The organism is Mycobacteroides chelonae CCUG 47445, from assembly GCF_001632805.1.
Lineage (GTDB): Bacteria > Actinomycetota > Actinomycetes > Mycobacteriales > Mycobacteriaceae > Mycobacterium > Mycobacterium chelonae.
Window position 1 is genome coordinate 3,265,624 of record NZ_CP007220.1, and the last position, 26,687, is coordinate 3,292,310.

General features: G+C 64.0%; 28 protein-coding genes. 4 read left to right on the forward strand and 24 right to left on the reverse strand.

The genetic code is table 11. The features are described 5' to 3' along the window. Window positions 1-2: 2 nt before the first annotated feature. From kdpF to BB28_RS16160, 17 genes are all read right to left on the reverse strand, one after another. On the reverse strand, window positions 3-101 hold the full coding sequence (gene kdpF, locus BB28_RS16080; RefSeq protein ID WP_064393519.1) for a K(+)-transporting ATPase subunit F: 99 nt from the start codon (window positions 99-101) through the stop codon (window positions 3-5). Between the two features lie 163 nt (window positions 102-264). Next, a complete protein-coding gene (gene mutM, locus BB28_RS16085) occupies window positions 265-1,116 on the reverse strand; it encodes a bifunctional DNA-formamidopyrimidine glycosylase/DNA-(apurinic or apyrimidinic site) lyase (RefSeq protein WP_046254217.1) in 852 nt (283 codons plus the stop codon). After that, the gene (gene rnc, locus BB28_RS16090; RefSeq protein ID WP_046254218.1) at window positions 1,109-1,819 is read right to left on the reverse strand and encodes a ribonuclease III; all 711 of its coding nucleotides are present in this window, start codon (window positions 1,817-1,819) and stop codon (window positions 1,109-1,111) included. Before rnc ends, mutM begins: the two co-directional genes overlap by 8 nt. Next, entirely contained in the window at window positions 1,816-2,352 is a 537-nt protein-coding gene (locus tag BB28_RS16095; RefSeq protein WP_109550710.1) for a YceD family protein, read from the reverse strand. The genes rnc and BB28_RS16095 overlap by 4 nt, the downstream gene beginning before the upstream one ends. 10 nt (window positions 2,353-2,362) lie before the next feature. Continuing rightward, window positions 2,363-3,100, reverse strand: a complete 738-nt coding sequence (gene sepIVA, locus BB28_RS16100; protein ID WP_046255901.1) for a cell division protein SepIVA — start codon at window positions 3,098-3,100, stop codon at window positions 2,363-2,365. Window positions 3,101-3,206: 106 nt separating this feature from the next. Further along, the gene (gene coaD, locus BB28_RS16105) at window positions 3,207-3,692 is read right to left on the reverse strand and encodes a pantetheine-phosphate adenylyltransferase (RefSeq protein ID WP_046254220.1); all 486 of its coding nucleotides are present in this window, start codon (window positions 3,690-3,692) and stop codon (window positions 3,207-3,209) included. Beyond that, complete coding sequence (locus BB28_RS16110) at window positions 3,689-4,249, reverse strand: HdeD family acid-resistance protein (RefSeq protein ID WP_046254221.1); 561 nt, start codon at window positions 4,247-4,249, stop codon at window positions 3,689-3,691. Before BB28_RS16110 ends, coaD begins: the two co-directional genes overlap by 4 nt. A gap of 74 nt (window positions 4,250-4,323) precedes the next feature. Then, the gene (locus BB28_RS16115; protein WP_046254222.1) at window positions 4,324-4,794 is read right to left on the reverse strand and encodes a lipoprotein LpqH; all 471 of its coding nucleotides are present in this window, start codon (window positions 4,792-4,794) and stop codon (window positions 4,324-4,326) included. 57 nt (window positions 4,795-4,851) lie between these two features. After that, a complete protein-coding gene (locus BB28_RS16120; RefSeq protein WP_046255902.1) occupies window positions 4,852-5,751 on the reverse strand; it encodes a DUF4253 domain-containing protein in 900 nt (299 codons plus the stop codon). A gap of 61 nt (window positions 5,752-5,812) precedes the next feature. Next, a complete protein-coding gene (locus BB28_RS16125) occupies window positions 5,813-6,886 on the reverse strand; it encodes an oxygenase MpaB family protein (RefSeq protein WP_081252399.1) in 1,074 nt (357 codons plus the stop codon). 228 nt (window positions 6,887-7,114) lie between these two features. Further along, window positions 7,115-7,648 carry a hypothetical protein gene (locus BB28_RS16130; protein WP_046254224.1) on the reverse strand — a complete coding sequence of 178 codons (534 nt, stop codon included), beginning with the start codon at window positions 7,646-7,648 and terminating at the stop codon, window positions 7,115-7,117. A 40-nt stretch (window positions 7,649-7,688) separates the two neighbouring features. Beyond that, window positions 7,689-8,591 (reverse strand): dienelactone hydrolase family protein, encoded by a 903-nt coding sequence (locus BB28_RS16135; protein ID WP_046254225.1) that lies wholly within the window; start codon window positions 8,589-8,591, stop codon window positions 7,689-7,691. A gap of 53 nt (window positions 8,592-8,644) precedes the next feature. Beyond that, a complete protein-coding gene (gene rsmD / locus BB28_RS16140; RefSeq protein ID WP_046255903.1) occupies window positions 8,645-9,190 on the reverse strand; it encodes a 16S rRNA (guanine(966)-N(2))-methyltransferase RsmD in 546 nt (181 codons plus the stop codon). Next, window positions 9,187-12,573: a pyruvate carboxylase gene (locus tag BB28_RS16145; RefSeq protein ID WP_046254226.1), complete on the reverse strand. Its 3,387-nt coding sequence runs from the start codon at window positions 12,571-12,573 to the stop codon at window positions 9,187-9,189. Before BB28_RS16145 ends, rsmD begins: the two co-directional genes overlap by 4 nt. A 61-nt stretch (window positions 12,574-12,634) precedes the next feature. After that, window positions 12,635-13,204: a vitamin K epoxide reductase family protein gene (locus BB28_RS16150; RefSeq protein ID WP_046254227.1), complete on the reverse strand. Its 570-nt coding sequence runs from the start codon at window positions 13,202-13,204 to the stop codon at window positions 12,635-12,637. Next, complete coding sequence (locus tag BB28_RS16155) at window positions 13,201-13,974, reverse strand: DsbA family protein (RefSeq protein WP_046254228.1); 774 nt, start codon at window positions 13,972-13,974, stop codon at window positions 13,201-13,203. Before BB28_RS16155 ends, BB28_RS16150 begins: the two co-directional genes overlap by 4 nt. A gap of 22 nt (window positions 13,975-13,996) precedes the next feature. Further along, window positions 13,997-15,043: an alpha/beta hydrolase gene (locus BB28_RS16160; RefSeq protein WP_046254229.1), complete on the reverse strand. Its 1,047-nt coding sequence runs from the start codon at window positions 15,041-15,043 to the stop codon at window positions 13,997-13,999. Window positions 15,044-15,078: 35 nt separating this feature from the next. On the opposite strand from BB28_RS16160, the gene BB28_RS16165 reads away from it, so the two are divergent. Together BB28_RS16165 and BB28_RS16170 are read left to right on the forward strand one after the other, a co-directional pair. Then, a complete protein-coding gene (locus BB28_RS16165) occupies window positions 15,079-15,963 on the forward strand; it encodes an LLM class flavin-dependent oxidoreductase (RefSeq protein ID WP_046254230.1) in 885 nt (294 codons plus the stop codon). Between the two features lie 329 nt (window positions 15,964-16,292). Then, on the forward strand, window positions 16,293-17,426 hold the full coding sequence (locus tag BB28_RS16170; protein WP_075874271.1) for an alpha/beta hydrolase family protein: 1,134 nt from the start codon (window positions 16,293-16,295) through the stop codon (window positions 17,424-17,426). A gap of 46 nt (window positions 17,427-17,472) precedes the next feature. Here the strand turns inward: BB28_RS16170 and BB28_RS16175 are convergent, their stop codons facing one another. From BB28_RS16175 to BB28_RS16195, 5 genes are all read right to left on the reverse strand, one after another. Beyond that, window positions 17,473-18,015 (reverse strand): TetR/AcrR family transcriptional regulator, encoded by a 543-nt coding sequence (locus BB28_RS16175; protein ID WP_046254232.1) that lies wholly within the window; start codon window positions 18,013-18,015, stop codon window positions 17,473-17,475. A gap of 193 nt (window positions 18,016-18,208) precedes the next feature. Then, on the reverse strand, window positions 18,209-18,922 hold the full coding sequence (locus tag BB28_RS16180; RefSeq protein ID WP_046254233.1) for a cutinase family protein: 714 nt from the start codon (window positions 18,920-18,922) through the stop codon (window positions 18,209-18,211). 35 nt (window positions 18,923-18,957) lie between these two features. Continuing rightward, the gene (locus BB28_RS16185) at window positions 18,958-19,683 is read right to left on the reverse strand and encodes an HNH endonuclease family protein (protein WP_046254234.1); all 726 of its coding nucleotides are present in this window, start codon (window positions 19,681-19,683) and stop codon (window positions 18,958-18,960) included. Next, window positions 19,680-21,923 (reverse strand): ATP-dependent DNA helicase RecG, encoded by a 2,244-nt coding sequence (gene recG / locus BB28_RS16190; protein WP_046254235.1) that lies wholly within the window; start codon window positions 21,921-21,923, stop codon window positions 19,680-19,682. The genes BB28_RS16185 and recG overlap by 4 nt, the downstream gene beginning before the upstream one ends. A 10-nt stretch (window positions 21,924-21,933) precedes the next feature. Further along, window positions 21,934-23,592: a DAK2 domain-containing protein gene (locus tag BB28_RS16195; RefSeq protein ID WP_046254236.1), complete on the reverse strand. Its 1,659-nt coding sequence runs from the start codon at window positions 23,590-23,592 to the stop codon at window positions 21,934-21,936. 169 nt (window positions 23,593-23,761) lie between these two features. Between BB28_RS16195 and rpmB the strand changes: the two genes are divergently transcribed. Further along, window positions 23,762-23,959: a 50S ribosomal protein L28 gene (gene rpmB / locus BB28_RS16200; protein WP_005056915.1), complete on the forward strand. Its 198-nt coding sequence runs from the start codon at window positions 23,762-23,764 to the stop codon at window positions 23,957-23,959. 14 nt (window positions 23,960-23,973) lie between these two features. Further along, complete coding sequence (locus BB28_RS16205; protein WP_046255904.1) at window positions 23,974-24,741, forward strand: enoyl-CoA hydratase/isomerase family protein; 768 nt, start codon at window positions 23,974-23,976, stop codon at window positions 24,739-24,741. 15 nt (window positions 24,742-24,756) lie between these two features. Here the strand turns inward: BB28_RS16205 and BB28_RS16210 are convergent, their stop codons facing one another. Then, window positions 24,757-26,007: a lipase family protein gene (locus tag BB28_RS16210; protein WP_046254237.1), complete on the reverse strand. Its 1,251-nt coding sequence runs from the start codon at window positions 26,005-26,007 to the stop codon at window positions 24,757-24,759. After that, complete coding sequence (locus BB28_RS16215; RefSeq protein WP_046254238.1) at window positions 26,007-26,687, reverse strand: uracil-DNA glycosylase; 681 nt, start codon at window positions 26,685-26,687, stop codon at window positions 26,007-26,009. The genes BB28_RS16210 and BB28_RS16215 overlap by 1 nt, the downstream gene beginning before the upstream one ends.

Below are 26,687 nucleotides of genomic sequence, written 5' to 3' on the forward strand. Positions count from 1 at the left end.
CGTTAGAACCTTTCCGGGTCGAGCAGTGCGACCACCAGATACACGACGAGCGCGGCCGACACGATAATCAGCACAATGTTGGTGATGACGTCGATGGTCATCGCGCCTGCAATCCGCGTACGACGGCGACGCACAAGGCGAAGCCCGCGACGATCAGGACCAGGTACCAGAAATCAACCACGCAGGAATCATGATCCCGGTTAAGGGCACTACCTGCGTTCTTTACGCGTCCCTGACGGGCGCATCGGGCCTCTTGACGCGCTATTAACGGGGTTCAACCAGCCGTTGACAGCCCGGGCAGAAGTACGACGACCGGTTCATGAAAGCCTCCCGGCGCATGGCGCGCCCGCAGCGGCGGCATGGCTCACCCTCGCGTCCGTACGCCTCCAAAGAGCGTTCGAAGTAGCCGGATTCGCCGTTCACGTTCACATACAGATCGTCGAACGAGGTACCGCCCTGTGCGAGTGCCAGACGCATGACGCCGGCGGCACTGTCGAGCACCTCGGTGAGCTTGGCGCGCGTCATGCCATCGGTGAGGCGCCGGCCGTGCACGCGCGCCTGCCAGAGGGCCTCGTCGGCATAGATGTTGCCGACGCCGGACACCACGGTCTGATCGAGCAGCGCCCGTTTGATTTCGGTGTGCTTACCGCGCAGCCGGGTAACCACAGCCGACACGTCGAATCGTTCATCGAGCGGATCCCGCGCGATATGGGCGACCGGCTCCGGGAGCTCGCTTCCATCGACGGTGACGACATCGGTCACCATCCAACCGCCAAAGGTGCGCTGATCGACGAAGCTCAACACCGATCCGTCATCGAGTATCGCGGCAATACGCAAATGCTGCGGCCGGGAAATGGGTCCGATGAGCATCTGGCCGCTCATCCCGAGATGGACCACCAGCGCCTGTCCCTCGCCCAGCGTCAACCACAGATACTTGCCCCGGCGACCGGTACCGCTGATCTGTTGTCCGGCAAGCAGTCCCGCCAGCTCGACGGCGCCGCCGGGCTGCCTGCGCACGGCCCGGTCATGGTGCACAGACGCGGATGCGATGGTCTTTCCGACGAGGTGATGGTGCAGCCCACGGCGGACCACCTCCACCTCGGGAAGCTCAGGCACTTGACCCGTTGATGCCGTTCCAGGCCTCCGAGGCCGCCCGCTGTTCGGCTTCCTTCTTGGACCGGCCGACGCCCACGCCGTGCGCGGCGTCGTTGACCATCACGGTGGCGGTGAATTCCTTGTCATGATCGGGTCCGGTCGAGGTAACCGCATACGACGGTGCACCCCAACCCTTTTCCGCGGTCAGTTCCTGCAGGCTGGTCTTCCAGTCCAGACCGGCACCGAGCTTGGGCGCGGTCTCCAGGAGCTGGCCGAACAATCGCAGCACGACTGCGCGCGCGACCTCGAGCCCATGCTCCACATAGACCGCACCCAGGATCGACTCCATGCCGTCGGCAAGAATGCTCGACTTGTTGCGGCCGCCGGTGTTCTCCTCGCCCTTGCCGAGAAACAGGTGCGCGCCCAAACCGTCGCCGGTCAGGCCGCGTGCCACTCCGGCGAGGGCCTGGGTATTGACGATGCTGGCTCGCAATTTCGCCAAATCGCCCTCCGAGCGGTCGGGATGACTGTGATACAGCGTCTCGGTGATCGTCAGGCCAAGCACGGCATCCCCGAGAAACTCCAGCCGCTCGTTCGTGGGCAGGCCACCGTTCTCGTACGCATAGCTGCGGTGTGTGAGCGCCAGCGTCAGGAGATCGTCACCGACCCTTACCCCAATCGCCGCGCGCAGATCCTCGTACCGATTCTCTGGGGCAGGGCTCACTGGTCGTCACCGAAATTGGCGAGTTTGGCCCAACGCGGATCGATCTTGTCGTGATGGTGACCGGCTTCGGCGGTCGCCATCACGATGCCGCAGTCGGGGCAGAGGCCCGGGCAATCGGGCCGGCACAGCGGCGCCAGTTCCAGGTCGGGCACGATGGCATCGACGATGGTCTGTTCAAGGTCGACGAGGCCGTCGATAACCCGGTGTATCTCGTCTTCCTCGGTGGTCGCCTCGGTCTCGCTATCCGGGTACGCGAAGAGCTCGGTGAGGTAGGCATCCGCATGGCCCGTGATCGGCTCCAGGCAGCGTGAGCATTCCCCCGCGAGGTCTCCGGCGATGGTTCCGGTGACGAGAACGCCCTCCGAAACCGCTTCGACACGTAGATCCATATCCACGTCCGCGCCCTCGGGGATCGCGATCAGGTCGTTGCCGATGCGCACCGGGCTGGCGATGGTGCGCTCGATCTCCTGCATCGACCCAGGACGCCGCCCGAGCCCGAGGGCCAGGACATCAAGAACGAAAGGTCCCGGCATGGACCCAATCTTAACGCTGCACGTAGTCGTGGGTACCAGCGCCGGTGCGCAGCTGGTGACGGCCACGGCCCACCGAGCGCAGCGTGCCGTTGAGGTAGTCCTCGAACTCGGCCAGCTTGTTGTCCACGTAGATGTCGCATTCGCCACGCAGTCGGTCGGCTTCGGCGTGGGCCGCATCGATCAGTCGGGTGGACTCGGCGTTGGCCGCCTGCACAACTTCCGTCTGGGCCACGAGGCGCTGCTGCTCCTTGATGCCTTCCTGCACGGCCTTGTCATAGGACGCGTTACCCGAATCGACCAGGCGATCTGCCTCCGCCTTGGCCCGGGCAACGGTGCTCTCCTGCTCACGCTTGGCGTTGGCCAGCGTGCGGGCCGCTTCGTCACGCGCCTCACCGACGGTCTGCTCAGCGTGGTTACGCGCCTCGGCAACCATGCGATCGGCCTGCGACTTGGCGTCGGCCAGTAGCCGGTCGGCCTCGTTGCGCGCATGGCTGAGTGTCTGCTCAGCATCCGCGTTCGACTGGCCGATCACCGTCTCGTGATGCTCCTTGGCCTCCCGCAGCAACGAATCGCGGGCATCCAGAACATCCTGGGCATCATCGAGCTCGCCGGGAATGGCGTCCTTGATGTCGTCGATCAGCTCCAGGACATCGCCGCGGGGCACGACGCATCCGGCGGTCATCGGAACGCCGCGCGCTTCTTCAACAATGGCGCCCAGCTCGTCGAGCGCTTCAAATACTCGGTACACGGCTACACCCTTCACGCGAGTTTCCACTGTTACCAGTGTGCCTGGTGTGACTGCTGTGACCGTGCTAGCTGACCGGTGTGTCGGCTATTTCTGCGCGGCCTGTTTTCTATTGTGCCTGGCCACGCAGTTTCCCGAGAAGTCGTTGATGAACAGAAGGAGGCAGCAACGCCGAGACATCTCCCCCGTACGTCGCCACCTCCTTGGCAAGCGAGGACGACACGAACGAATACGCCGGGGCGGTAGCGACGAAGAAGGTGTCCACACCGGCGATGTGTTTGTTCATCTGAGCCATCTGAAGTTCGTATTCGAAGTCGGTACCGGTACGTAACCCCTTGACGATCGCACCCAGACCCCGCGCTCTCACGAAGTCCACCAGCAGACCCTGCCCCGATTCGACGCGCAGATTGGGCAGATCGGTGGTGGCCTCGCGGATCATCTCGATGCGCTCGTCGATGGTGAACATGCCCGCTTTATTGGGGTTGATCAACACCGCGACGATGACCTCGTCGAACTGCGCCGCGGCCCGTTCGAAAACATCCAGATGCCCGAGGGTCACTGGATCGAACGAGCCGGGGCAGACAGCTCCCGTCATGCGGACGATTTAGTGGCCGAGCGAATGCCGATACCGCTACCGATTTGCAGCACGCCGATCACGATGAGCCAGATACCGACGACCAGCGTCAGGGTCAAGATCGAGCTGATCGGGTAGACGATGAGCACGATGCCCGCGATTGTCGAGACGATTCCGCTGAAGATCTGCCAGCCCCGCCCGGGAAGTTCCTTGTCACCGACGGCCGTGATGGTGCCCGCAATGCCCTGGGCGATCCAGCCGACACCAATCCAGATGGCCAGCAGCAGAATCGAATTGAGCTCGTCCTTGAAGCACAACACACCGAGGACGAACGAGATCACGCCGGTCAGGAACAACAGAACCCTCATCCCGGCCGACGACACCGGCAGCGTGAAGGCGAAAACGACCTGAGCAATACCGGATATCAATAGGTATGCGCCAAAAGCGTATGCGGCGACCAGCACGGTGATCTGAGGCCATATCAGCACCACGGCGCCAACGATTACCGCCAAAACTCCTGATACCACCGCTGTCTTCCAGAGGTGCTTGACGAGGTCCTGCCCGACACTTGTAGTCATGGCACTAAGGGTATTTCCTCGGCAACGGTGGCGGGGCGATTCGTGCGGTGCGTTACAGACTCACCATGATTCTGTTATCTCCTGGCCGGGCAGGTGAACTCAAGTTCGAAGGTCGCGGGTGTGCTCAAACCGGCCGTGGCGGTGCCGGAAATCTTGTAGGACTGCCCGGACTTGGTCACCGTCGGCTCGGTCGCACCATGTCCCGAGTTGTACATCACCGGGTGGCCATCGATGATTCCCAGGGTCAAACTCTTCAGCGTTGGGTTATCGCCCGCTGCCAGCGTGGCGGCAATCGCATCACTCTCGCTACCGACGTTCACGAAGGTCATATCGGCCGCGGTAACGCATTCGACCCGATTCTCAACCGATCTCACGACACCGTCGACAACAACACGTGGACCGGCCGCCTGGCCACTACGTGCCGTGCTCGGCACCGGAGTGTTCACCGGCGAGTCATGCCGCAGGCCTCCGCCCGACGAACAGCCGGCAAGACACACGACGGCCGATAACGCGCCACCCACCATGACAACGCCCCCGTAACGCATGCGCGCCTCCCGTCTACCCCGGCCGAAGATCCGATTCAGACTAGTTCGGCCAGTGCGCTAGTCCCACCAAAACTTCCAGGTTCGTGCACCACTGATCTGGCGGGCATAGGCGCTCAAGGTGCCCGCGCCCTGATCGATGTTGTCGGGACAGAACCCGTAGTGCTCGTAGCCGACCGGTACCGAGATATCGGCGCCCGGCGGTCGGGTCACTTCTACATCGATGGCGTCGAAGTCCACGCTCGTGAGCACCGCGCCGAACCGGTCTTCCCAGGACCGAAGAACCGCCGCCAGCGCCACCTCGGAGAGGTCGTAGTTCACGCCGTGTGTCCATCCCAACGCATTGAGCGCGTCGGCCGGACGTGCCGTCGGCACCAGAATCAGCAGCGAGCCCTGCTCCAGGTGATCTGCGGTCAACGGGAGTGCACGCTGGGGCGGCTGAGTGCGCTGCTCGAGCGTGATGGGCATAACCGGTACGTCGACAGCCGCAGCATTGGCAGACGAAACCTCCTTCACAAGAAAAGATTTCGCGTCGACGGCGTCAACATCGGCGGGCTCGACAAGGTGCCGAAGGTCTTCGGCATCCGACCATGGCCGACGCAAATCCCCACTCAGCCCACGGGATGCCAAGGGCCACAGCCCCGTTCGATCGAAACGGCCCGCCAACCGCAACCAGAGCGATTGGATGTCAACCACCGCAGCATTGCTCACCCACGCCAGCGAACGGCCCGCCGGACTGATGATCAGATGCCCTTCGGGCAGCTTGATACCGTCCACGCTCCACTTGGCAGCATTCTCGGGACGAGGCAGCTGACCCGCACGTTCGGCATGCACCGGCACCAGAAGTTCGGCGTAGGCGGGCAGATCATGCGCGGGTTCGGGATTTCCCATAATCACGCGCGTACTCCAGTAGGCCTGACCGAACAGAAACGACAGCCCGAGCACGAGGACGGCGACGATTGCGCTCAGCGATGTCCACCCTTTTGGCCCCACCCTCGAAGATTAGCTGAGCGGCCGGGCTTCAGCTGGAGGCCACCATCCCATTCGCCTCATCTGCTGGTGCATTTTCCGGCACAGCGCGGCGGGCGCGATTCTCCCGGAGTGCTTGCCGCGCAGACTCCAGGGTGATGTTGCGTGGATCGATCCCTTCCCGCTCGAAGCCTCCCACGGCAATCGGCAAGTAGAAGAACTTCAGTGGAAGGACACGCTCGAGAACGGCGTAGAGCCGCCGGAACATAGCCGTAAAGCGGCGCAGCATCTCCTCGTCCTCGGGAGTCCACTCCACATTGAACAGCTCCCGCACATGGGGCGGATAACTACCGAGAACGACTTGCCGCCGACCCACCAGCCAGGGCCACACAAATTTCTTCATGACCGGTGGCCACCACCGCGGCGCCATCCGGCGCTCCATGAACTGTTCCAACATGGCCTGAGTTACCTGCGAGTTCACCAGATAGTTGCGCTCGATGTTTCCCAAATACCGTTCGAAATCTTCGTACGTGTCCGGCTGAGAACTATCGTCGACCCCCCATATGCTGTACCACTCCTTGGATTCCTCAAATATCTGCTCTTTTATCGCGCGCGGCATGGCCCCGCCGAAATGCAGTCGCTCGATTACCAGTAGCATGTGGTGATAAAAGAAGGTGACATGCGCGAAATAGAATGTTTCCGCATTCAAAGCATGAAACGTGCCGTCCTGTAGCGCGCCTTTGACAGACTTGTGCATGTTGCGGGTCTTTAGCCCGTATTTCTTCGCATCTTCCGGAGCGTCGTATACCGATCCATAAATGTACTCACGGGATTGCTGACGCCGTTTCTTATATATCGCGGCACGCGCACGGAAAGAACTGTCACCAGTGAAAAGAACCGAACCGGCGGTACCCCTCGCCATCTGCGGCCATGCGCCCGCAATAGGACCCAATACCCCACTACCGAAATACATGACGTCAAGACGCCCCCAATACTTCCATATCAGGGAATCGGCAGGAATCGGATGCTGACAAAGATCTTTCCGTCGCAGACTGTTATCCCCGGTAAGTTCTGTCACTCTGATGTCTTCCGGGATTACCAGCTCCGGATCGAATGTCGTTTGCATGATTTTCTTGAATGCCTTGATACCCCGCACCACCACGTCAAACTCCTTGCGCTGCCGACACCCGTTACTTGACTAGCTCCACCATCGCTGTGACTCAGCTCACATTAAGAAATGATGATGCTCCCGGCGCCACTCAAAATCAAGGGAGGTACGGATGGTTTCGGAGCAGACCGAATCAAGGAAGGTGCGGGCAATTGTTAAGCAGCTTGATTGGCAATACCCGAGCGACTAATTCCCGGGTTGATCAACGGCCGGGGCCTGATCATCCGCGGGCGGAGTCGCGGGGCACTTGCCCGTGCCGACCGGGTGCTGGTTCTGCATGGACGTCAATGTGCTGTCTGGAATGACTCCGGCGAATCTGTCGGTCACCGACTTCAGCAGGTTTCCGGACCCGCAAATCTCATTGAGCGGTGACACCGGGCTGGTCGGCGACAGCACAGGACCATCGGTCGCCAGCGGACCGCCCGACGCCGTCAGCGGACCGTTGGCCGACAGCGGACCGTTGGGAGATAACAGCGGGCCTTCGGCCGACAATGGACCGCCCGGCGCTCCCAGGCCCGCGACCGGAGCCGGCAGACCGGCGGACAAGGCATCGTTAGCCACTGATGGGCTGACCGGAGCCTTCGCGCCTCCGGGCAGCAGGTTCGCGACAGGCGACGACGCGGAAGGCTCCGGCGCAGCCGGTGCCGGAGCGTCTCCGTCGTCGGCCAGTGCGAAACCGGCGGCGGCGACCGATATCGCACCGGATGCCACCGCCACCACTACCGCTCTACACCACATAGTGAGCAAGACTAAGCGCCCATCAGCCGATGTGCTGACCGAACCAGGTGGTCAGACGCCGCCAGGCATCTGACGCCGCACCGGGGTTGTAGCGGGGACCGCTGTCGTTGAAAAAGGCATGGTCTGCACCGGGCTCGACGACGATGTCGTGCACCAGCCCTGCCCGCTGTAACGCCGCCGCCGCCTCGTCCTTCGACGAGGTGACCCGCTTGTCGAGTTCACCGTAAAACGCGAGGACCGCCGCTTTGGACCGCGAAAAGTCAGGGTTGTCCGGAAGCGGCCCGTAGAACGGGGCAGCCGCGGCCAATCTTGGCTCCCCCGCAGCCAGAAGCTGCCATACCAGGCCGCCGCCGAAGCAGAATCCGACCACACCGGCGGGTTTGTCGGGAACCCGGCGGAGAATCTCGTCCACACCGGACTTCAGGTCCGCGACGAAGCGCTCCGCGGGAGCCTTGCCCAGCGCCGCCGTTGCCTCGGCCGGGTCTTTGAACGTCGACGTACCGCCCTCCTCCGACAGCAGGTCGATCGCCAGGGACGAATAGCCCACGCCCGCAAGACGTCCCGCGACCGAACCAACCCAGTCGTTGAGGCCCTTGTTCTCGTGAATCACCAGTACCGAGCCACGCGACTGCGCCGCCGGTGCCCACGCCCCCTGCAGCGTGCTGTTGGGTCCGCTCCAGGTGATCGGCTCGGTCGCGACCACCTTGTCCGCACCGGGCGGCGGCGACGTGGCGACCGGCGTCGCAGTCGCGGCGGAAGTGTTGTCCGGTGTGTTCTCGCTACCGCAGGCCGCGATCAGCGCGCTGGCAGCGGTGGCACCGACACCCAGGAGCGCCAGCCGTCGGATGGCCTCTCGCCGCGTCAATAGCCCCTCGACATGGTCCGTGGCGATCTCTTCGGCGATGTATCGCTGCAGCGGGGTCATGGCCAGAAGTGTGCGCTCGATAGGTAAACGTGCGCTGTGGATTACCTGGACAGTTACAGAGATCCCAGCTCGAGCCGTGTCCCTCCGTACTTGCGCGAGGACACCTCCCAGCCGTCCGGCCACACCGCTTCGGGCCCTGAGGCGTCGCGCTCGAGCACGACGAGGGCATCGTCACTCACCCAGTGATCCGTCAGGCGCGACAACAGAGCTGAAACCTCCTCGGCAGAAACCGAATACGGCGGATCGGCAAGAACCAGATCGTAGGCGCGACTGGGTGATGTCGACAGGAACGTCGATACCGCGGCCTGCCGCAGCTCGGTACCCGGCAGGTTCACCGTCGCGATATTGGCCGAGATCACCTTCGACGCGGCAGCGTTCGACTCCACGAACGTCACATGTTCGGCACCGCGCGACAGCGCCTCCAGGCCCAGCGCGCCGGAGCCCGCGAACAGATCAAGAACCACGATTCCGTCGAAGTCGAGGCGCGCCTCCAGCATGCTGAACAGCGCCTCCCGTACCCGATCCGTCGTTGGTCGGGTTCCCTTCGGCGGCACCGCGATCCGGCGTCCACCCGCGGCACCGGCGATGATCCGGGTCAGCTGATCACCACCAGCAGGTCCCCACCCTCGACCTGAGAGGTCTCGGTCAGCGCCACCCGTGCAACCGTTCCCGCCTTGGGCGCAGTGATCGAGGCCTCCATCTTCATGGCCTCGATGGTGCCGATGGTCTCGCCCGCCGCAACCTCCTGGCCCGACACCACATTGAGGGTCACCACACCCGCAAAGGGCGCAGGCACATGGTCGGCATTGGACCGATCGGCCTTCTCCGCACTGGCTACCGCGCTGTCGATGCTCCGGTCGCGCACCTGCACGGGGCGTAGCTGACCGTTGAGGATGCACATGACGGTCCGCATACCGCGCTCGTCGGCATCGGAAATCGCCTCGATGCCTATCAGCAGCTCGACGCCCTTCTCCAGCTTGACGCGGTGCTCCTCGCCGTACCGCAGGCCGTAGAAAAACTGGTTCGCCGAAAGCCGCGACGTGTCGCCGTACTGCTCGCGGTGGGCCAGGAACTCCTTGGTCGGACCGGGAAACAGCAGGCGATTCAACGCCGCCCGCCGGGTCGCGCTGTCACCATCGAGCGCAGCCTCGTCATCGGCTGTGAGCTCAACCTCCGCACGAGCCGGACCGCGACCTTCGAGCGCGCGAGTCCGGAACGGCTCGGGCCAACCACCGGGCGGATCGCCGAGTTCGCCGCGCAGGAACCCGATGACCGACTCGGGAATATCGAAACGACCAGGATCCGAAGCGAATTCATCGGCACTCACGCCGGTACCCACCAACGCCAGCGCCAGATCGCCGACCACCTTCGAGGACGGCGTCACCTTGACCAGACGCCCGAGCATCCGGTCGGCAGCGGCATATCGTGCCTCGATCTCCTCGAACTGGTCGCCCAGCCCCAGGGCGATGGCCTGCTGGCGCAGGTTCGAGAGCTGCCCACCGGGAATCTCGTGCGTGTACACCCGGCCAGTCGGCGACGGGAGCCCTGATTCGAAGGGGGCGTAGACCTTTCGCAACGCCTCCCAATACGGTTCCAGGTCACACACCGCGGTCAGGGACACTCCGGTGTCGTATTCGCTATGCGCGGCTGCTGCCACAATCGCCGACAGCGACGGCTGACTGGTGGTTCCGGCCATGGGCGCGGCCGCTCCGTCCACCGCATCGGCGCCCGCCTGCCATGCCGCCAGATAGGTGGCCAGCTGCCCACCCGCGGTGTCATGCGTGTGCACATGCACCGGCAGGTCGAACCGGGACCGCAGCGCCGTCACGAGGGTGGCGGCCGCGGGCGGACGCAGCAGGCCCGCCATGTCCTTGATCGCGAGCACATGCGCACCCGCATCGACGATCTGCTCGGCGAGCTTGAGGTAGTAGTCCAGCGTGTAGAGGTTTTCACCGGGGTTGGACAGGTCGCCGGTGTAACACATGGCCACCTCGGCGATCGAGCCCCCGACCTCGCGCACGGCGTCGATCGCCGGGCGCATCGCCTCGATGTTGTTGAGCGCATCGAAGATTCGGTAGATATCGACGCCGGTCGCGGTCGCCTCACGAATGAAGGCCTTGGTCACCGTCTCTGGATACGGCGTGTACCCCACGGTGTTCCGGCCGCGCAACAACATCTGCAGGCAGATGTTGGGGACAGCCTCACGCAGCTCGGCAAGCCGCTCCCACGGATCCTCCTTCAAGAAGCGAAGCGCCACATCGTAAGTCGCGCCACCCCAGGCCTCGATCGAGAGCAACTCGGGGGTAAGCCGCGCCACGTACGGAGCGACCGCCAGTAGACCCGTGGTGCGCACCCGGGTGGCCAGCAGCGACTGGTGCGCGTCACGGAAGGTGGTGTCGGTCAGACCAACCGCCTTCTGCTCCCGCAGCGCCTTCGCGAACCCCTCGGGCCCCAGGGCCAACAGCCGCTGACGCGACCCGTCCGGCGGCGGCACCGACAGATCGATCGCCGGCAATTTGTCGTGCGGGTACACCTTCGAGGGCTTGGCCCCATGAGGCTTGTTGACGGTGATATCGGCCAGGTAGTTCAGGATCTTCGTGCCGCGGTCGGCCGAGGATCGGGCCGTCAGCAGCTGCGGGCGCTCCTCGATGAATGAGGTGGTGACATGCCCCGCCCGGAAGTCCGGATCGTCGAGAACTGCCTGCAGGAACGGGATATTCGTGGCGACGCCGCGGATGCGGAATTCAGCGACGGCGCGGCGCGCACGCGCCACCGCAGTCTGAAAGTCCCGCCCACGGCAAGTCAGCTTCACCAGCATCGAGTCGAAGTGCGCGCCCACCTCGGCGCCGAGGGTTGTGCCACCGTCGAGGCGGATACCCGCACCGCCCGGGCTGCGGTAGGCCGTGATGCGGCCGGTGTCGGGACGGAAACCGTTGGCCGGGTCTTCGGTGGTGATGCGGCATTGCAAGGCGAATCCCCGTGGCGCTGCCAATGTCTCCTGGTGCAGACCGAGATCGTCGAGAGTCTCGCCGGACGCGATGCGCAGCTGGCTCGCCACCAGGTCGACATCGGTGATCTCCTCGGTCACCGTGTGCTCTACCTGAATCCGGGGGTTCATCTCGATGAAGACATGGCGACCACGCTCATCGAGCAGGAACTCGACGGTGCCAGCGCAGCTGTATCCAATGTGTCGCGCGAAAGCGACAGCGTCCGAACAGATCTTCTCGCGCAGCTCTGCGGGCAGGTTGGGTGCGGGGGCCAGCTCGATGACCTTCTGGTGACGCCGCTGCACACTACAGTCGCGCTCATAGAGGTGGATGACGTTGCCCGCAGTGTCCGCGAGGATCTGCACCTCGATGTGCCGGGGGTTGATGACGGCCTGCTCCAGGAACACCGTCGGGTCTCCGAAGGCCGACTCGGCCTCCCGGCTCGCCGCCTCGATCGCCTCGCGCAGCTGCTCTCGTTCCGCGACCCGGCGCATGCCTCGGCCGCCGCCGCCGGCGACCGCTTTGACGAACACCGGGAACTCCATCGACTCGGAGGCCGTCAGCAGCTCCTCGACCGAGGCCGAGGGCTCTGAGGAGGACAGCACCGGCAGCCCCGCCTCGCGCGCCGCCGCGATCGCCCGCGCCTTGTTACCCGTCAGCTCCAGCACGTCCGCGGGAGGTCCCACGAAGGTGATACCGGCCTTGGCGCACGCCGCGGCCAGATCGGGATTCTCGGAGAGGAATCCGTACCCGGGGTAGATCGCGTCGGCGCCGGCATTCTTGGCGGCCTTGACCACTTCGGAAACCGACAGATAGGCGCGGACCGGATGGCCCTTCTCACCGATCTGATAGGCCTCATCGGCCTTCAGCCGATGACCCGAGTTGCGGTCTTCATATGGGTAGACAGCGACGGTTTCGGCACCTAGTTCGTAGGCGGCACGAAATGCCCGGATCGCAATCTCACCGCGGTTGGCGACAAGAACCTTCGAGAACATAGTCACAGACCGTACCGTGAGGATTCAGCGAACGCGCGTCCGCTGAACTTCACAAATCGGTTCAGACGAGTGTGATCCAGTAATCCCAGAATCGCTCGACAATTGCGAGGATCACCGCGGCGAACCAGAACGCCACCAGCGACCATCGCCACTGATGCAGAATTCTGGCCCAGCGCTGAGATCCCAAGGGCCGCAAAGCAATCGAAGTACTCACGACAAACAGCGGAATCGTCACCGACCAGACCACCATGCAGTACGGGCACAACGCGCCGATCCGGTACAGGCTCTGGAATATCAACCAGTGGACGAAGATCGCCCCGAGTAACGTGCCGATGGCCAGACCGCCCCAGTACCAGCGCGGCAGCTCCACCTTGGCGACCGACAGGACTCCCGTCACCAGCACCACCGTGAACGCCACGATGCCGATGAGCGAGTTGGGGAACCCGAAGGCCGAGGCCTGTTCGGTCGTCATCACCGAACCACACGAAATGATCGGATTCAGGCTGCAGGACGGAACGTACGTCGGATCGATGAGGATCTCGATCTTCTCAACGGTCAACGCCAGCGCGGCGGCCAGTCCGGCCACCCCGGCGACGAGGACGTACCAGGCGGTCGCGGGACGAAGGGTCACGGCAGGCCCGGAACGGGTCCGGTGATGTCCGTGACGGCCTTAACCAGGTCAGCGGGGGTCGTGCCCTTCCCGATTTCCCAGTCCTTGCCGTTGATCCGAATGGTAGGTGTGGCCTGGATGTTGAGCTTCGGACCCAGCTCCTTGACCATGTTGATGTACTTCTTGTCCTTGATGCACTTGGAGACCGAATCCGACGCGCCCACACTCTTGGCGAGGTCGGTCAGCCACTTGTCGTCGTGCCAGGTCTTGGCGTTGACCTCATCGGGCTGATTGTTCGGGTCGTAGAGCGCTGAGTGGTACTTGAGGAACAGCTCCGGGGACTGGTCGGCCACGCAGTACGCCGCCGCCGATGCCCGCGACGAGTAGTCGCGCTTGAGCCGGGGCACATCCAGGATCCCGACCATGTCGTAGTCCGCGCGCACCGCGCCGGTGTCGATGAGCTTCTTGACGGTAGGCCCGAACTCCTGCTCGAACATGGCACAGGCGGGGCAGATCGGATCCTCGATCAGGGTCAGGACCACCTTGGGCTCGGTGGTTCCCTCCTTGGTGACGAGCTTGGCGGGGCCGGGGGTGACCACCTCGACTGCCTTCACCTCACCTGCGGGCGGAGCGGGTGGGCCCGGGTCCTTCTTGTTCTTGACGACGATGAAACCGACCAGCCCCGCGGCGAACAGCACGACGATCGCCGTGAGTGCGATTTGAATCAGCTGGCTTCGGCGCTGCTCCGCCTTCTTGAGGTCGTAGCTAGGAGGTTGCTTCGGTTTGGCCACGCGAACAGCCTACCGGGCAGAATTAGCGAGACAGATGTGCGCGCAAGGCCGACGTCAGCTCGTCCACCGCGGCCGCAGGCGCACCGCGCAGCCGGGCCATGTTGTAGAAACCGTGTATCAGCGAACCCTGTACCCGCAGGTCCACCGGCACTCCGGCGGCCCGAAGCTTCGCCGCGAACTCGTTGCCCTCATCGCGCAGCGGGTCGAAGCCCGCCGTCGTGATGAGCGCCGGGGGCAGTCCCGAAAGGTCCGCGGCCAGAATCGGTGACACTTGGGGGTCGGTCTTCTCGACATCGGACCCGCCGAGATAGTGACCTTCGAACATGTCCATGGCCGCCTTCGTGAGGAAGAAGCCCTCGGCGAAGAGATCGCGTGATGGTCTGCGCACGGTGAAGTCGACGGCTGGATAGATCAGGAATTGCAGCAGCGGCAGTTGCGCCCCGGTATCGCGCGCCTGTTGCGAAACGACGGCGGCCAGGTTGCCGCCGGCGCTGTCGCCGCCCACCGCGACCCTGTCCGAGGTGGCGCCCAGCTCACCGGCATGCTCGACAGCCCACAGATAGGCCGCCAGGCAGTCCTGGGCCGCCGCGGGTGCTGGATGTTCGGGAGCCAGCCGATAGTCCACGGAGAGCACCGAGACACCCGCGTCGCGACAGGTCTGCCGGCACGCCTGGTCGTGTGTCTCCAGGTCCCCGATCACCCAGCCACCGCCGTGGAAGAACACCAGCACCGCACCCGTGTCCTCGACAACCGGCCGGTAATGCCGGACCGGGATAGGACCGGCTGGGCCCGGAATGGAGAAGTTGCGCACCTGCCCGACGGGGGTGCTGAAGGACAGCAACGCCGACTGCTTACGAATGTTCGCGCGGCTGTCCTCGACGTCCTCACCCTTGGTGATCTCCCCCTCGCCCAGCAGCGCCATGCCGCGCAGCAGCAGCTGGGTCGACGGGTCCAGAATGTTGCCGTCGATGATCACCTGGCGGCCTGCCGCCGCCCGTCGAACGGGCATCGGGATATGCGGTGTCGCGGCGGTGCTGACACGCAGGGCGAGGTCACGTAACAGGCTCACGCCGTAACCGTAGCGAGTGCTCCTAGGCTGCCGGTATGGATATCGGCATTGCCCTGCCCTTTATGTGCCGGGAGTACACCCGCGAGTCGACGATCACCTGGGCGCGCCTCGCCGACGAGGGGCCCTTCTCCACGATTTCCTCGGGCGAACGAATCTCGTATCACAACCAAGACATGTGGGTGACACTCGCGGCTGCGGCGGCGGTCACCGAGCGAATCCGGATACTCGCGAATGTGTCTGTGCTGCCGGCACATCCGGTGCCACTGGTCGCCAAACAGGCGGCGACGCTGGATGTGTTGTCCGCCGGCCGGTTCACCTTGGGGGTAGGCGTCGGTGGCCGCGAACACGATTACCGCTCGCTGGACGCGTCCTTTGACCGACGCCATCAGCGCCTCGACGACCAGGTCGCAGAGCTGCGGCGGCTGTGGCGGGGAGAGCCCCCGTTCGAGGGCGCAGACCCCGTGGGACCCGCCCCCGTTCAGGCCGGTGGTCCGCCCATCGTTGCCGCCGCGATCGGCCCGAAATCGCTGGCCCGCGCGGCACAATGGGCCGACGGCATCACCGGGTTCAGTGTCTCCGGCGCGCCTGCGGAGCTTGCCTACTCGGCAGGGGCGGCGCGGGCGGCATGGCAGGAAACCGGGCACGCCGAACCGCCCCTGCTCTCAAGTGGCTGCTTCTACACGCTGGGCATCCCCGACGCCGAGTCCGAACTCAAACAGTTCACCAGTGACTACCTGGCCATCTTCGGACCGCAGATCGCCGAGAATGTTCCGAAAACGTTGACCAATTTCGACGCCGATGCACTGAACCGCACCCTCGACGGAGCACACGAGGCCGGGCTCGACGAATTCATCCTGGTGCCGGGGGCATCCGATATCGCCGTGATCGAGGCGACGATCGAACTCATCGAGAAGCGCTAGCCGACTCCGCCGTCGAGGCGATCTGCCGGGCAGCACAGTGAAAGATCCTTGACCAGTATGCGATTCAGGTCGCCGCCGGCGGACTCGTGCGCCGGGAAACGACGTCTTCGCAGAAGTTTGCAGCGCAGGGAGGATCTCCCATCGGTGAGACATTTATGTATCATTTGAGTCGAACATGGCGCAGGCATGGGCGAGACGCGCCCGCGTAAGGAGTGGTTGTGGTGTCCAGGGATTTTGACCGGATATGGGGCGCAGTCGCCGGAGTGGCGATCTTGACTGGAGCCTTGGTCGGGTGTGCCTCATCTCAATCGCCACCGGACCGGGCGCAGATGAATTTTCAGGTGACTACGGATTCTCAGGGCACCTACGACGTACCGTCCCATTTGCCCGACGGCAATCGTGGCGATTTAGTCGCCTCGGCAGGCCAGGGCGCAGATATGAGCCTGGGGGCGTCGAATCGGATAACCCTTCTCTATCGCTCAGTGAATTCGCAGGGACATGATGTTGTTGTCAGTGGAGCTTTGCTGATACCACACGGGGAAGCACCCGCCGGAGGTTGGCCGCTGATTTCCTGGGCGCACGGAACGGTGGGCATCGCGGACCGCTGCGCACCCTCCCACTCCCCCACGTTGGGTGGCGAATTCAACGGGGAGTACGTGAAGTCGTTATTGAATGCGGGATACGCGGTCGCGGCCACCGATTACATCGGTTTAGGCACACCCGGTGACCATACGTACATGGGCGCCATCGACCAGGGTAATGCCGTGGCCGATATTGTTCCGGCCGTCCGGAAAATCTATCCCCATTTGTCTGAGAATTGGTTCGTTATCGGACACTCACAGGGTGGGGCGGCAGCACTGTCCGCCACACGTGCAGGCGACAAGGGCCAGCGGCCCAGCGGTCTTAAGGCCGTGATCGCGATCGCCCCGGGCAACTCGGCGGAGACGGCGCTTCAGGCGGTGATTGATGGGACCGACACCGACCCCTTTGCTCCAGCTCTGGACCTCTTTGTCTTGATCGGCGCCGCCGCCGCTGATCAAAACATACATCTGGAGGAGATTTTATCGCCGCAAGGACAGAAAGTCGTCGACAAGGTGCGAAACAGTACGTGCCTAGCGGACCTACTGAATAACACAAGAAATCTGCCTGGAGCGGATATCTTTATTCATGACTCCCGAACAATTGCAGAGTTAAGTAAACGTCTGGGAGTATATGGAAATCCGGACAACGGGCCCACTAATGGTCCCGTTTTGATCATTACCGGGGACGCCGACACCATCGTCCCCACTGCCGGCACACTAAAACTTATCGATAGTCTCCGTCGGCAAGGATCAGAAATTGACGACCTCGTCTTGCCCGGACAGGGCCACATACAACCCCTCTACGATTCCTTCTGTGCACAACAACGGTTCCTGGCAGCGCATGGCGGTCCGCCGGCACCACAAACCTGCCCACAACGCTAAACAGGACTGAGGCCAATGAGGGCCCCTCAGAGAGGTTGCTGAAGCCTCACGGAATGTTCACGCCCTGCAGAATCAAACTGGTAATCATGTGGGAGAAGTCGCGGCGAGCGACCCTTCCACTCTGGATAGCCCAGGCCGCCCCGGCGACCAAGCTGAAGAAGGCTTCGGTAAGCCACACCGCCGTCAAATCGGTACGGAACTGACCGCCCTTTTGCCCCCGCGCAAACAACGCGGTGATCTGACCTTCAACACCTGAAAAGCCATCAAGGGTCTCGGGAAGATCCAGATTCTGATACTGGGCATATATAAGAACCAGTTGGTCCGCTATCGGCTCACAGGCCCGGACCAGCCGCTCCAAGGCATCGGTCGCCGAACCCTCAGTCAACTGCGCTCCGGCCAACGCCGACTCCATATTGGTCATCGCCAGCACGGTCAATGCCTCTATCAATGCGGCTCGGCCTACAAAATGCCGATGAAGCGTCGCGCGACTCACTCCTACTGCCGCTGCGATCTCATCCATCGTCGCCGCGGGCTGTCTCCCCAAGAAGACGGCCGCCGCATGTAACAAGCTGTCACGACTCACAGCCATTGGCCCTCCCGGTTGCTCCGCGATTAGCGGTATCGCATATGCGACATGATCGTCTCATATTCGGCAGAGTTGACTTGATGCGCTGACGCTGGACCACGACCGAACGACACCGGAGTCGAAGTCGCGCGAACTGGATGAATTCACCCTGGCGCCAGGAGCATCCAATATCGCCGTGATCGCGCGACGATCGAACTCATCGAGAAGCGCTGGCCGACTCCGCCGTCGAGGCGATCTGCCGCGCTGCGAAGTCGGCAGCCTGGTTGGTCATCCCGTTGTCTCCGTACGAACCGTGGGCGGCGTTGTCGCTGCCGTCCGCAGAGCAGATCGGGTCCTCGGGGACGCACATGTCGACCGTCTTGTCCGCGTACAGGTGCCCGATGTTGATCGGCGGAGCCGTGTTATCGATGCGCTGCAGGAATCCCGTGGACGGCTTACCAAACAGCGCTACCGCCGCCACGTGGTCGGCGACCTCGGGTGGCATCGGCCCGGTGATCCCCTCCGGCAGCTCGAACCCCGGGGGCACCGCGTCGGCGGTGGTGTAGGCGACGACCGCCGCACCCTGCGAGAATCCGCCCATCACGATCTTGGTGTTGGGACACCGCGCGGCAACGTCTTTGACCCGATTGCTCGCGTCGATCACACCTTCGGCCGCAGTCGCAAAGGCCAGGGACGCCGGATACTCGACGGGATAGACCTCCACCGACTTGCCCTTGGTCCGTGCGCGCAGCGCGGACACGAACGCTTCGCCGGTCCCACCGACGCCAGGCGGCTCAAAAGTGCCTCGTGCGAAGACGATCTCAACGTCGGGACACGCCGCAGCTGCCGCGGACGGCATACCGACGGGCGAACTAATGAGGGCGCACATGACCACAATGGCAAGTAACCAGCCCCACCGAACTCTCTTCATTAACGACCACCACCTGTTCGGGCTTCAGTCCCTGTCTACCACAGATTCAACGGTTGTGGACAGGTCTGCGCTGCCTCACGGATGGCCTTGGCTGAACGCTCATCGAGCGAAAGATGGTATCCACGAACTACTTCCGCGAATTGCATGGAGTACTGGCACCAGAATGCTTTGTTAGGCGGCATCCAGTTCGCGGGCGGCTGATCGCCCTTGTCCTTGTTCGCCTGGCCCTGCACGGCGATGAGATTGGCGGGGTCATTGGCAAAACGCCAACGCATGGAGGGTTGCCACTCACGTGCACCCATGTCCCATGCGTACGCCAAGGGAACAATGTGATCGATCTGGACGGCTTCACCGCTCTTCGGGCCACGGGCGAAGCCCACCATTGCTCCTGTGTAGGGATCGTGCAGCATTCCGGCACCGACTGCATTGGGGCATCTGCTGGTGTACACGAAGGTCTTGTCCGCCAGATCGCGGTTCAGGATGTCGTTGCGCGTGTCGCAGCCGTTGTGACCGCCCGGGGCATCGGTGTCATCGGACCACGCGTCGCCGAACTCAACGCGCTGATAGTCCTTGCCGCGCACCCTCTTGGGCACCACCAATACCCCGGCCAGTGGATCGACACCCGGAGCCAGAGTCGGAATATTCGATTGCCCGGCAACAGCATTGGCGCGCTGCAGCCGATACCGGGCCGATACCTGATACGCCACCACCACTGCGATCGCCGCCGCGATAGCGACGACGAGAACGGTGCGATTCCTCACGACTTGTCCAGGTACTCGATCTGGTCGGCGATCAGGAAGCGCCGCGCCATACCCGCCAGCGCCGGTTGGCTGGTCAATTCGGGATCCTCGGCGCACGCCCGCACCGCCATATCCCGGGCGGTTTCAATCATGTCGCGATGATCCATCAGCGAAAGCAACCGCAGATTCACCGCGCGGCCGGATTGGTCGCGCCCCAGCACATCGCCCTCGCGGCGCTCCTCCAGGTCCAGCTCGGCCAGGGTGAATCCATCGAGAGTGTCCTGCACCGCGCGCAGCCGCCGACCCGCCGAACCTCCTGGGCTGCAAGGGCTTACCAAAAGGCACAGACCCTTGTTGCCGCCACGGCCCACACGACCGCGCAACTGGTGCAACTGGCTGATACCGAACCGATCCGCATCCATGATCAGCATCACGGTGGCATTGGGGACGTCCACACCGACCTCGATCACGGTGGTACAGACCAGAACATCGAGCTCACCCGCGTTGAATGCCGTCATGACAGCATCCTTCTGCTCCGATGGCAGCCGGCCGTGCAGCAGTCCGATGCGCAGCCCCGGAAGCAGCGAGCCGCGAATGGTCTCGTACAACTCGGTGACGGGGACGGGCGGTGGGCGTTTCTCCTCGGCCTCGTCCGGGCCGCTGTCCTTGTCATCGGCATCGATCCGCGAGGCCACCACATAGGCCTGCCGCCCGGCAGCCACTTCCTCGGCGATCCGTTCCCAGCCGCGCGCCAGCCAGCCCGGCTTCTCGCGGGTGAACACCGCGGTGGTGGTGATGGGCTGGCGCCCGCGTGGCAGCTCCCGCAGTGTCGAAGTTTCCAGATCGCCGAACACGGTGAGCGCCACCGTGCGCGGGATCGGAGTGGCCGTCATCACCAGCAGGTGCGGCACAATGCCCTCGGGAGCCTTGGCCCGCAACCGATCCCGCTGCTCAACACCAAACCGGTGCTGTTCATCGACGACCACCAGACCCAGATTGTGGAAATCCACCGAGTCCTGCAACAACGCATGGGTTCCGATGACGATGCCGGCCAGTCCGGTCGCCACGTCGGCCTTGATCTGCTTCTTGAGCGCCGGTGACATCGAGCCGGTCAACAGCGCGATGCTGGTCGCGTCGTCGGGAGCCCCCAACTCGCCTGCGGTGGCCAACGATCCGAGCATCGCACGCAGCGACCGGGCGTGTTGAACCGCGAGCACCTCGGTAGGCGCCAAGAGGGCGCACTGGTACCCGGCGTCGATCGCCTGCATCATCGCGAGCAGCGCGACGATCGTCTTACCCGAGCCCACCTCACCCTGTAGCAGCCGGTTCATTGGCTTGACCCCGGTAAGATCGACACCGATCTCGGCGACAACCTGCTGTTGTCCCTCGGTGAGCTCGAAAGGCAATTGACTCAGTAGGTCATCCCGCAACTTGTTTTCGGCGGCCGGCATCGGCGGACCTGCCGACCCGAGATCGCTGCCGCGCCGGATGGCAAGCGCCAGCTGCAGACCCAGCGCTTCGTCGAATGCCAGACGCCTGCGCGCCTGCTTCTGTTCGGCGGCGTCCTCCGACATGTGAATCTTGCGCAGGGCTTCATCGAGGGACATCAGGCTGTGCTCTGCCAAAACAGCCTCGGGCAGCGCCTCGGGCACCGGGTCGAGCTGCGCCAGCACCTGGTCGATACAGCGGTAGATGTCCCAGCTTTCCAGATTCTTGGTTGCGGGATAAATGGGAAACACATTGCGCTGGAATGCCGAAATGGCCGTGGACGCATCCCGCGCGCTTCCGGCGATACCGCGTAGCGCGGTACTCCCCCGCGTCGTGGTGGTGCTCTCACCGAGCGCGGTTTCCAGCACCAGATAGTCGGGATGAGTCAGCTGGGGTTTACCCCGGAACTCCCCGACCGCTCCGGAGAGCATCACCCGGTTGCCCACCTCAAGATCACGTTTCACCTTGTGCGGATGAAAAAAGGTGGCCTGCACGGCATGTGGCGCGCTCCCCAGCATGACCGAGAGAAATTGTCCCTTGCGGTTGCGCATGCTCTTCAGCTCCGCCGAGGTGATGAACCCCACCAGCGTGGTGTGCTCACCGGGTTTGGCCCGCTCGCCGTCCTGCTCGTCGCGCAGGCTGAAGTCGGTGCTGTACCGGCGCGGGTAGTGATGGAGTAGATCCTCGACTGTCAGTAGGCCGAATTCGGCGTCGAGAACATCGGATGCCTTGTGTCCCAATACATGATCGAGACGATCGGAAAGTTGCGCCATCTATACCCTGTCACTCCACGCCGATGTGAACGACATCGGTGTGTTGCCCGGTGCGGTAGATCATCACCTCGACACCGCCATGGTGCGATCGGGTGTGCTCGATCAGCGCCTCGGCAAGGGACTCATCCACCTGGTCCGACAGCAGGATCGTCACCAGCTCTCCACCAGAGGACAACATGATGCTCACCAAAGCCTTTGTGGCATTAGCCACTTCGTGGTTCAAGACCAGTACCTCATCGCCGATGATGCCCATCGCATCTCCCGGCTCACAGGTTCCCGACCAGGTGAGAGCGCGCTCGGTGGCCACCCGCACCAGCCCGAATCGGGTGGCCCCGGCAGCACGCGCCATGGTGTAGCTGTCGTCAACAGCGATCCGCTCTGGATCGTGCACCGCCAATGCCGCCAACCCCTGCGCCATGGACGCCGAGGGCAACGGGATGACCGTGATCCCCCATCCGCGTGCCGCCGCACAGACCGCCACCAATTCCTCGGCGGCCATCAATCCGTTGGGCAGCACCATGATCTGATGCGCACCGCTGTCGACGACCGCGTCGAGGAGACGTTTGGCACTCGCGGGAGGTTCATCGACGCGCAGCACCTGCGCACCCTCGCTGGAGAAGAGCGTGGCCGCGCCGTCACCTTCGGCCAGCGCCAGTACCCGGCGATGCCGGTGCCGTCCATCGTGGTGCCCCCCGCCCACATCACCGCGCAACGATGAGATCTGGATAGACTGCGGCGTCCCGAATTTCATCCCGGCCTCGATGGCGGCCCCCGCGTCATTCACGTGCGCGTGCACCGAATAGCCCATGTCGCCGTCTCCGGCGATGGCGATGGAATCGCCCATCCCGTCGAGCTGCGTTCGTAGGTCAGCGATCTGCAGCTCATCACAGCCGGACAACAGGTACATCACCTCGAACTCGGGCGGCAGTTCCCGTGGAGGGTCCAGGTTCAGTCCACCCGAACCACGGCCAGGCCCCGCCACCCACACCTGTGAAGGTGCGTTCTTCGGTGGTGACGGGCTGTACTCGCGGCGAGTGGGCAGTTCCCCGGCCACCACCGACACCAGGGCGTCGAGGATGACGACAAGACCTCGAGCGCCGGCATCGACCACACCGTTATCGGCGAGGATGTCGAGCTGCTTGGGCGTCTTCTCCAGGGCCGCCACCGCGGCATCGGCGGCGGTGCTGACAAGGCCCACCAGATCATCGGCACACACACCATCGGCGACGCGGTCCGCCGCCTGGGCGGCAGCAGCCAAGACCGACACGATGGTGCCCTCGACGGGAGTGCTCATCGAGGCGATCACGAACTGCGAGGCCTGTCGCAGCGCCCGACGCAACACCTCGGCGCCGATGGCGTCCTGATCGGCGGCGGCATCGGCGATCCCCCGCACAATCTGCGACAGGATGACCCCCGAGTTACCGCGGGCACCGTGGACTGCGCCCCGGGCCAGCGCCGCGGCAACCTGTGCGACCGTGGCGCCATCTCCCAGCGCCTCGGCGGCGTTCACCGCCGAACGCATGGTGAACAGCATGTTTGTGCCGGTGTCGGCATCGGCGACCGGAAACACATTCAGCCGGTTGATCTCGTCACTGCGGGTGATCAACCCCTCGACGGAGGCGCGCGCCCAATTGAGCAGCGCAGCGCTGTCCAATACCGAGAGCTGCATGTGGGAAAGCCTATCTACCGATGCTGACAGTGTCTGACGGTCTTCCCCCGAAGAGCTCATCTATGCCCATTTTGGTGTTCACGGGCCGGTCAAGCTATTCTTGCAGGGTTGTGGGCCACCCTGACTGAACAGGTCGTTGGCCGGAATCGCGAGTTTGAGGAGTTTCACTATGGCTGCCGTCTGCGACGTGTGCGGCAAGGGACCCGGCTTCGGCAAGTCGGTTTCGCACTCGCACCGGCGTACCAACCGTCGCTGGAACCCGAACATCCAGACGGTTCACGCCGTCACCTCCCCCGGTGGCAACAAGCAGCGCGTCAACGCCTGCACCTCCTGCATCAAGGCCGGCAAGGTCGTCCGCGGCGCGTAAGCGGCGTGACCACCGTGTCGTCTGACTACGTCGCCGTTCACAACGGCGTTCTGCACATCACCATCGCCACCACGGCGGCTGGTACCTCGCTGGACTTCGCAGGAGTAGACGCTGCGGTTCCGGTCTTGCAGAATCTGCCCGCCGAGGTGGGCGCCATCCTGCTGACCAGTAGCGGACCGAATTTCTGCGCCGGCGGTAACGTGCGCGATTTCGCCGGTGCCGAAGACCGAGCAGCCAAGCTCAACGACCTCGCAGGTCGGCTGCATGCCTTCGTGCGTGCGGTAGACGCCGCCGATCGTCCGGTGGTGGCCTCCGTGCACGGGTGGGCTGCCGGTGGCGGGCTGAGCTTGGTTCTACTGGCCGATATCGCCATCGGTGGCGAGTCGACCAAGCTGCGTGCCGCGTACCCGGGCATCGGATATTCCTCTGACGGTGGCATGTCCTGGGCGCTGCCCCGCGTCGTCGGCAAGGCCCGCGCCGCCGACATTCTGCTGACCGATCGTGTTGTCGAGGCGCCCGAAGCGCTCTCCATCGGGCTGCTCAGCCGCGTCGTCGCCGACGACGAGGTGCAGAACACGGCCGTGGCCGCCGCCGAGAAGCTGGCAGCCGGTCCGCGTGAGGCTCAGAACCGCATCCGTCGGCTCCTGCGCCTGAGCGCGAGCAACACCCTGGACGCACAGCTGGACCTGGAACAGGCCAGCATCGCCGAGGCCTCGGTCAGCCCGACGGGTATCGAGGGTGTCGACGCCTTCGTGGGCAAGCGCAAGCCTGTCTGGCCCTGACCTCGCGAGCCGTTCTTAGCCCTGCAGTTTCTTTCGAATCCAGCTCACAACCCACGGGATCGCGAGCATGTCCGCGGTGATGTGCTCACCGGGCAGTGCCCAGTAGTCCACGTCGGCACCGTTGGCGCGCCAGGTGTCGCGCAACGCCAGAGCTCCCTCTTCGGGAATGAACAGATCGCCGACCGCCTTACTGCGCGAGCCGTGATACAGCAGCACCGGCATCGTCGGGGTCAGATCGCCGGGCCGGTTTGCGCGGATAACGTGTTGCCCCAGCTCCGATTCGAACGGCGCCTCGATCGCCGAGAGCAGGTCCAGGTCGAATCGCAGCAGACCCGCGGCGGCCAGCGGTGGCTGAGGCAAATTCTTGGCGCGGATCGCACAGTAGAGCGCAAAATCCCCGAAAATCGTCGCCAATTCCGGGAATTCGCGAGCCTGGCCGATGGTGGCGGCGGCGAAGAGCCCTGCCCCGACACCTCGGTTCATGCTGCCGTGCAACAGCGCGTAATCAGTGGGGGTCCCTCCCGCCGCCGCGGCCGCGATGCGCAGCTCGGGCGCATAGGACGGCTGCAGCTGTGCGGCCCACACCGTGGCGATGGCCCCACCGCTGTATCCGTGCATGACGATCGGCGAATCGGCGAGATCGGGCCGTTCCGAGAGCATTCCGCGTACCGAGTCCAGTACCGCGTGCCCTGCCATCTTCCCGGCCGCATACGACATCCGGGGGCCTTCGTGATCCGGGAACAGCACGGCGTAGTTCTGCGCGGACAGGAAAGGGAACATCGGCGGATTGTCCCGATACCAAAGGTGCGCCAAACGATACGACGGCGTGAACTTGAGCCCCAGGGAGTTGATCGCCTGATTGCGTACCACCACCGGACGTGAACCGGGTCCGTGCCACGGGCGGTCCGGCTCGATCAATGCCGCGGTCACGGGGACGGCATTACCCGAGGTATCGGTGGAGCGCACCATGATCCGCTGCATGGTGGCCTTGCGCAGCGGAAGCCGGGGCGAAACCGTATCGGCGCGAATGACCTCGCCGGGTGCCAGCAGGCTCAGGTCGCCCGGGTCGCTGTAGAAGTCGTCACCGTCGATCGGCGTCGGCAAGATCGCCGAGTACGGGTCCGCCCGTTGCTCTGCGGTGAGGTGGCGCACCGCCCAGGCGTTGAGCCGGTCGACTACCGCCGGAGTACGCAGCGCGGTTCCGCCGGTCGCCAAGACCGCCGTCAGGCCACCCACGGCGGTCAATGCACCCGTAGACCAACGCATTACGGCAGCCGCCAATCGATCGGTTGGGCGCCCAATCCGGCGAGCAGTTCGTTGGCCCGGCTGAACGGTTTGGAGCCGAAGAATCCGCGCGAGGCGGACAGCGGTGAGGGATGTACCGATTCGATGGTGGGCACGCTCGAGCCCAGCATCGGCTTGAGTGTCGCCGCGTCACGCCCCCACAGAATGGCGACCAACGGTGTGTTCCGCGCGACCAGCGCCCTGATCGCGCATTCGGTCACCATCTCCCAGCCCTTGCCGCGATGCGAGGCCGGGGTGCTCGGCTGCACCGTCAGCACCCTGTTCAGCAGCATCACCCCCTGCTGTGACCATGGCGTCAGGTCGCCGTTGGCCGGCTTGGGCAGACCGAGATCGCTCTGGTACTCATCGAAGATGTTGGCCAGGCTGCGCGGCACCGGTCGTACATCGTCGGCCACCGAGAAACTCAGACCCATCGCATGCCCGGGCGTCGGGTAGGGGTCCTGTCCGACGATGAGGACCCGGACATCGGCCAACGGATAGGTGAACGCGCGCAGCACGTTTGCCCCGGTGGGGAGGTATCCGCGGCCCGAGGAGTTCTCGTCGCGCAGGAACTCCCCCATCTTGGTCACCTGATCGGCAACGGGTCCCAGTGCATCGGCCCAGCCGGGATCAACCAGCTCGGTGAGAGGTCGGGCGGTCAC

Bases quoted from the DNA above. Each gene is read 5' to 3' on its own strand.
- BB28_RS16165 (WP_046254230.1), top strand. From the start codon at position 15,079: ATGGATATCGGCATTGCCCTGCCCTTTATGTGCCGGGAGTACACCCGC.
- BB28_RS16095 (WP_109550710.1), bottom strand. From the start codon at position 2,352: ATGCCGGGACCTTTCGTTCTTGATGTCCTGGCCCTCGGGCTCGGGCGG.
- BB28_RS16125 (WP_081252399.1), bottom strand. From the start codon at position 6,886: ATGCAAACGACATTCGATCCGGAGCTGGTAATCCCGGAAGACATCAGA.
- BB28_RS16135 (WP_046254225.1), bottom strand. From the start codon at position 8,591: ATGACCCCGCTGCAGCGATACATCGCCGAAGAGATCGCCACGGACCAT.
- recG (WP_046254235.1), bottom strand. From the start codon at position 21,923: ATGGCGCAACTTTCCGATCGTCTCGATCATGTATTGGGACACAAGGCA.
- BB28_RS16210 (WP_046254237.1), bottom strand. From the start codon at position 26,007: ATGCGTTGGTCTACGGGTGCATTGACCGCCGTGGGTGGCCTGACGGCG.
- BB28_RS16110 (WP_046254221.1), bottom strand. From the start codon at position 4,249: ATGACTACAAGTGTCGGGCAGGACCTCGTCAAGCACCTCTGGAAGACA.
- rpmB (WP_005056915.1), top strand. From the start codon at position 23,762: ATGGCTGCCGTCTGCGACGTGTGCGGCAAGGGACCCGGCTTCGGCAAG.
- kdpF (WP_064393519.1), bottom strand. From the start codon at position 101: ATGACCATCGACGTCATCACCAACATTGTGCTGATTATCGTGTCGGCC.
- BB28_RS16170 (WP_075874271.1), top strand. From the start codon at position 16,293: ATGAATTTTCAGGTGACTACGGATTCTCAGGGCACCTACGACGTACCG.
- coaD (WP_046254220.1), bottom strand. From the start codon at position 3,692: ATGACGGGAGCTGTCTGCCCCGGCTCGTTCGATCCAGTGACCCTCGGG.
- BB28_RS16180 (WP_046254233.1), bottom strand. From the start codon at position 18,922: ATGAAGAGAGTTCGGTGGGGCTGGTTACTTGCCATTGTGGTCATGTGC.
- BB28_RS16145 (WP_046254226.1), bottom strand. From the start codon at position 12,573: ATGTTCTCGAAGGTTCTTGTCGCCAACCGCGGTGAGATTGCGATCCGG.
- BB28_RS16195 (WP_046254236.1), bottom strand. From the start codon at position 23,592: ATGCAGCTCTCGGTATTGGACAGCGCTGCGCTGCTCAATTGGGCGCGC.
- BB28_RS16115 (WP_046254222.1), bottom strand. From the start codon at position 4,794: ATGCGTTACGGGGGCGTTGTCATGGTGGGTGGCGCGTTATCGGCCGTC.
- BB28_RS16175 (WP_046254232.1), bottom strand. From the start codon at position 18,015: ATGGCTGTGAGTCGTGACAGCTTGTTACATGCGGCGGCCGTCTTCTTG.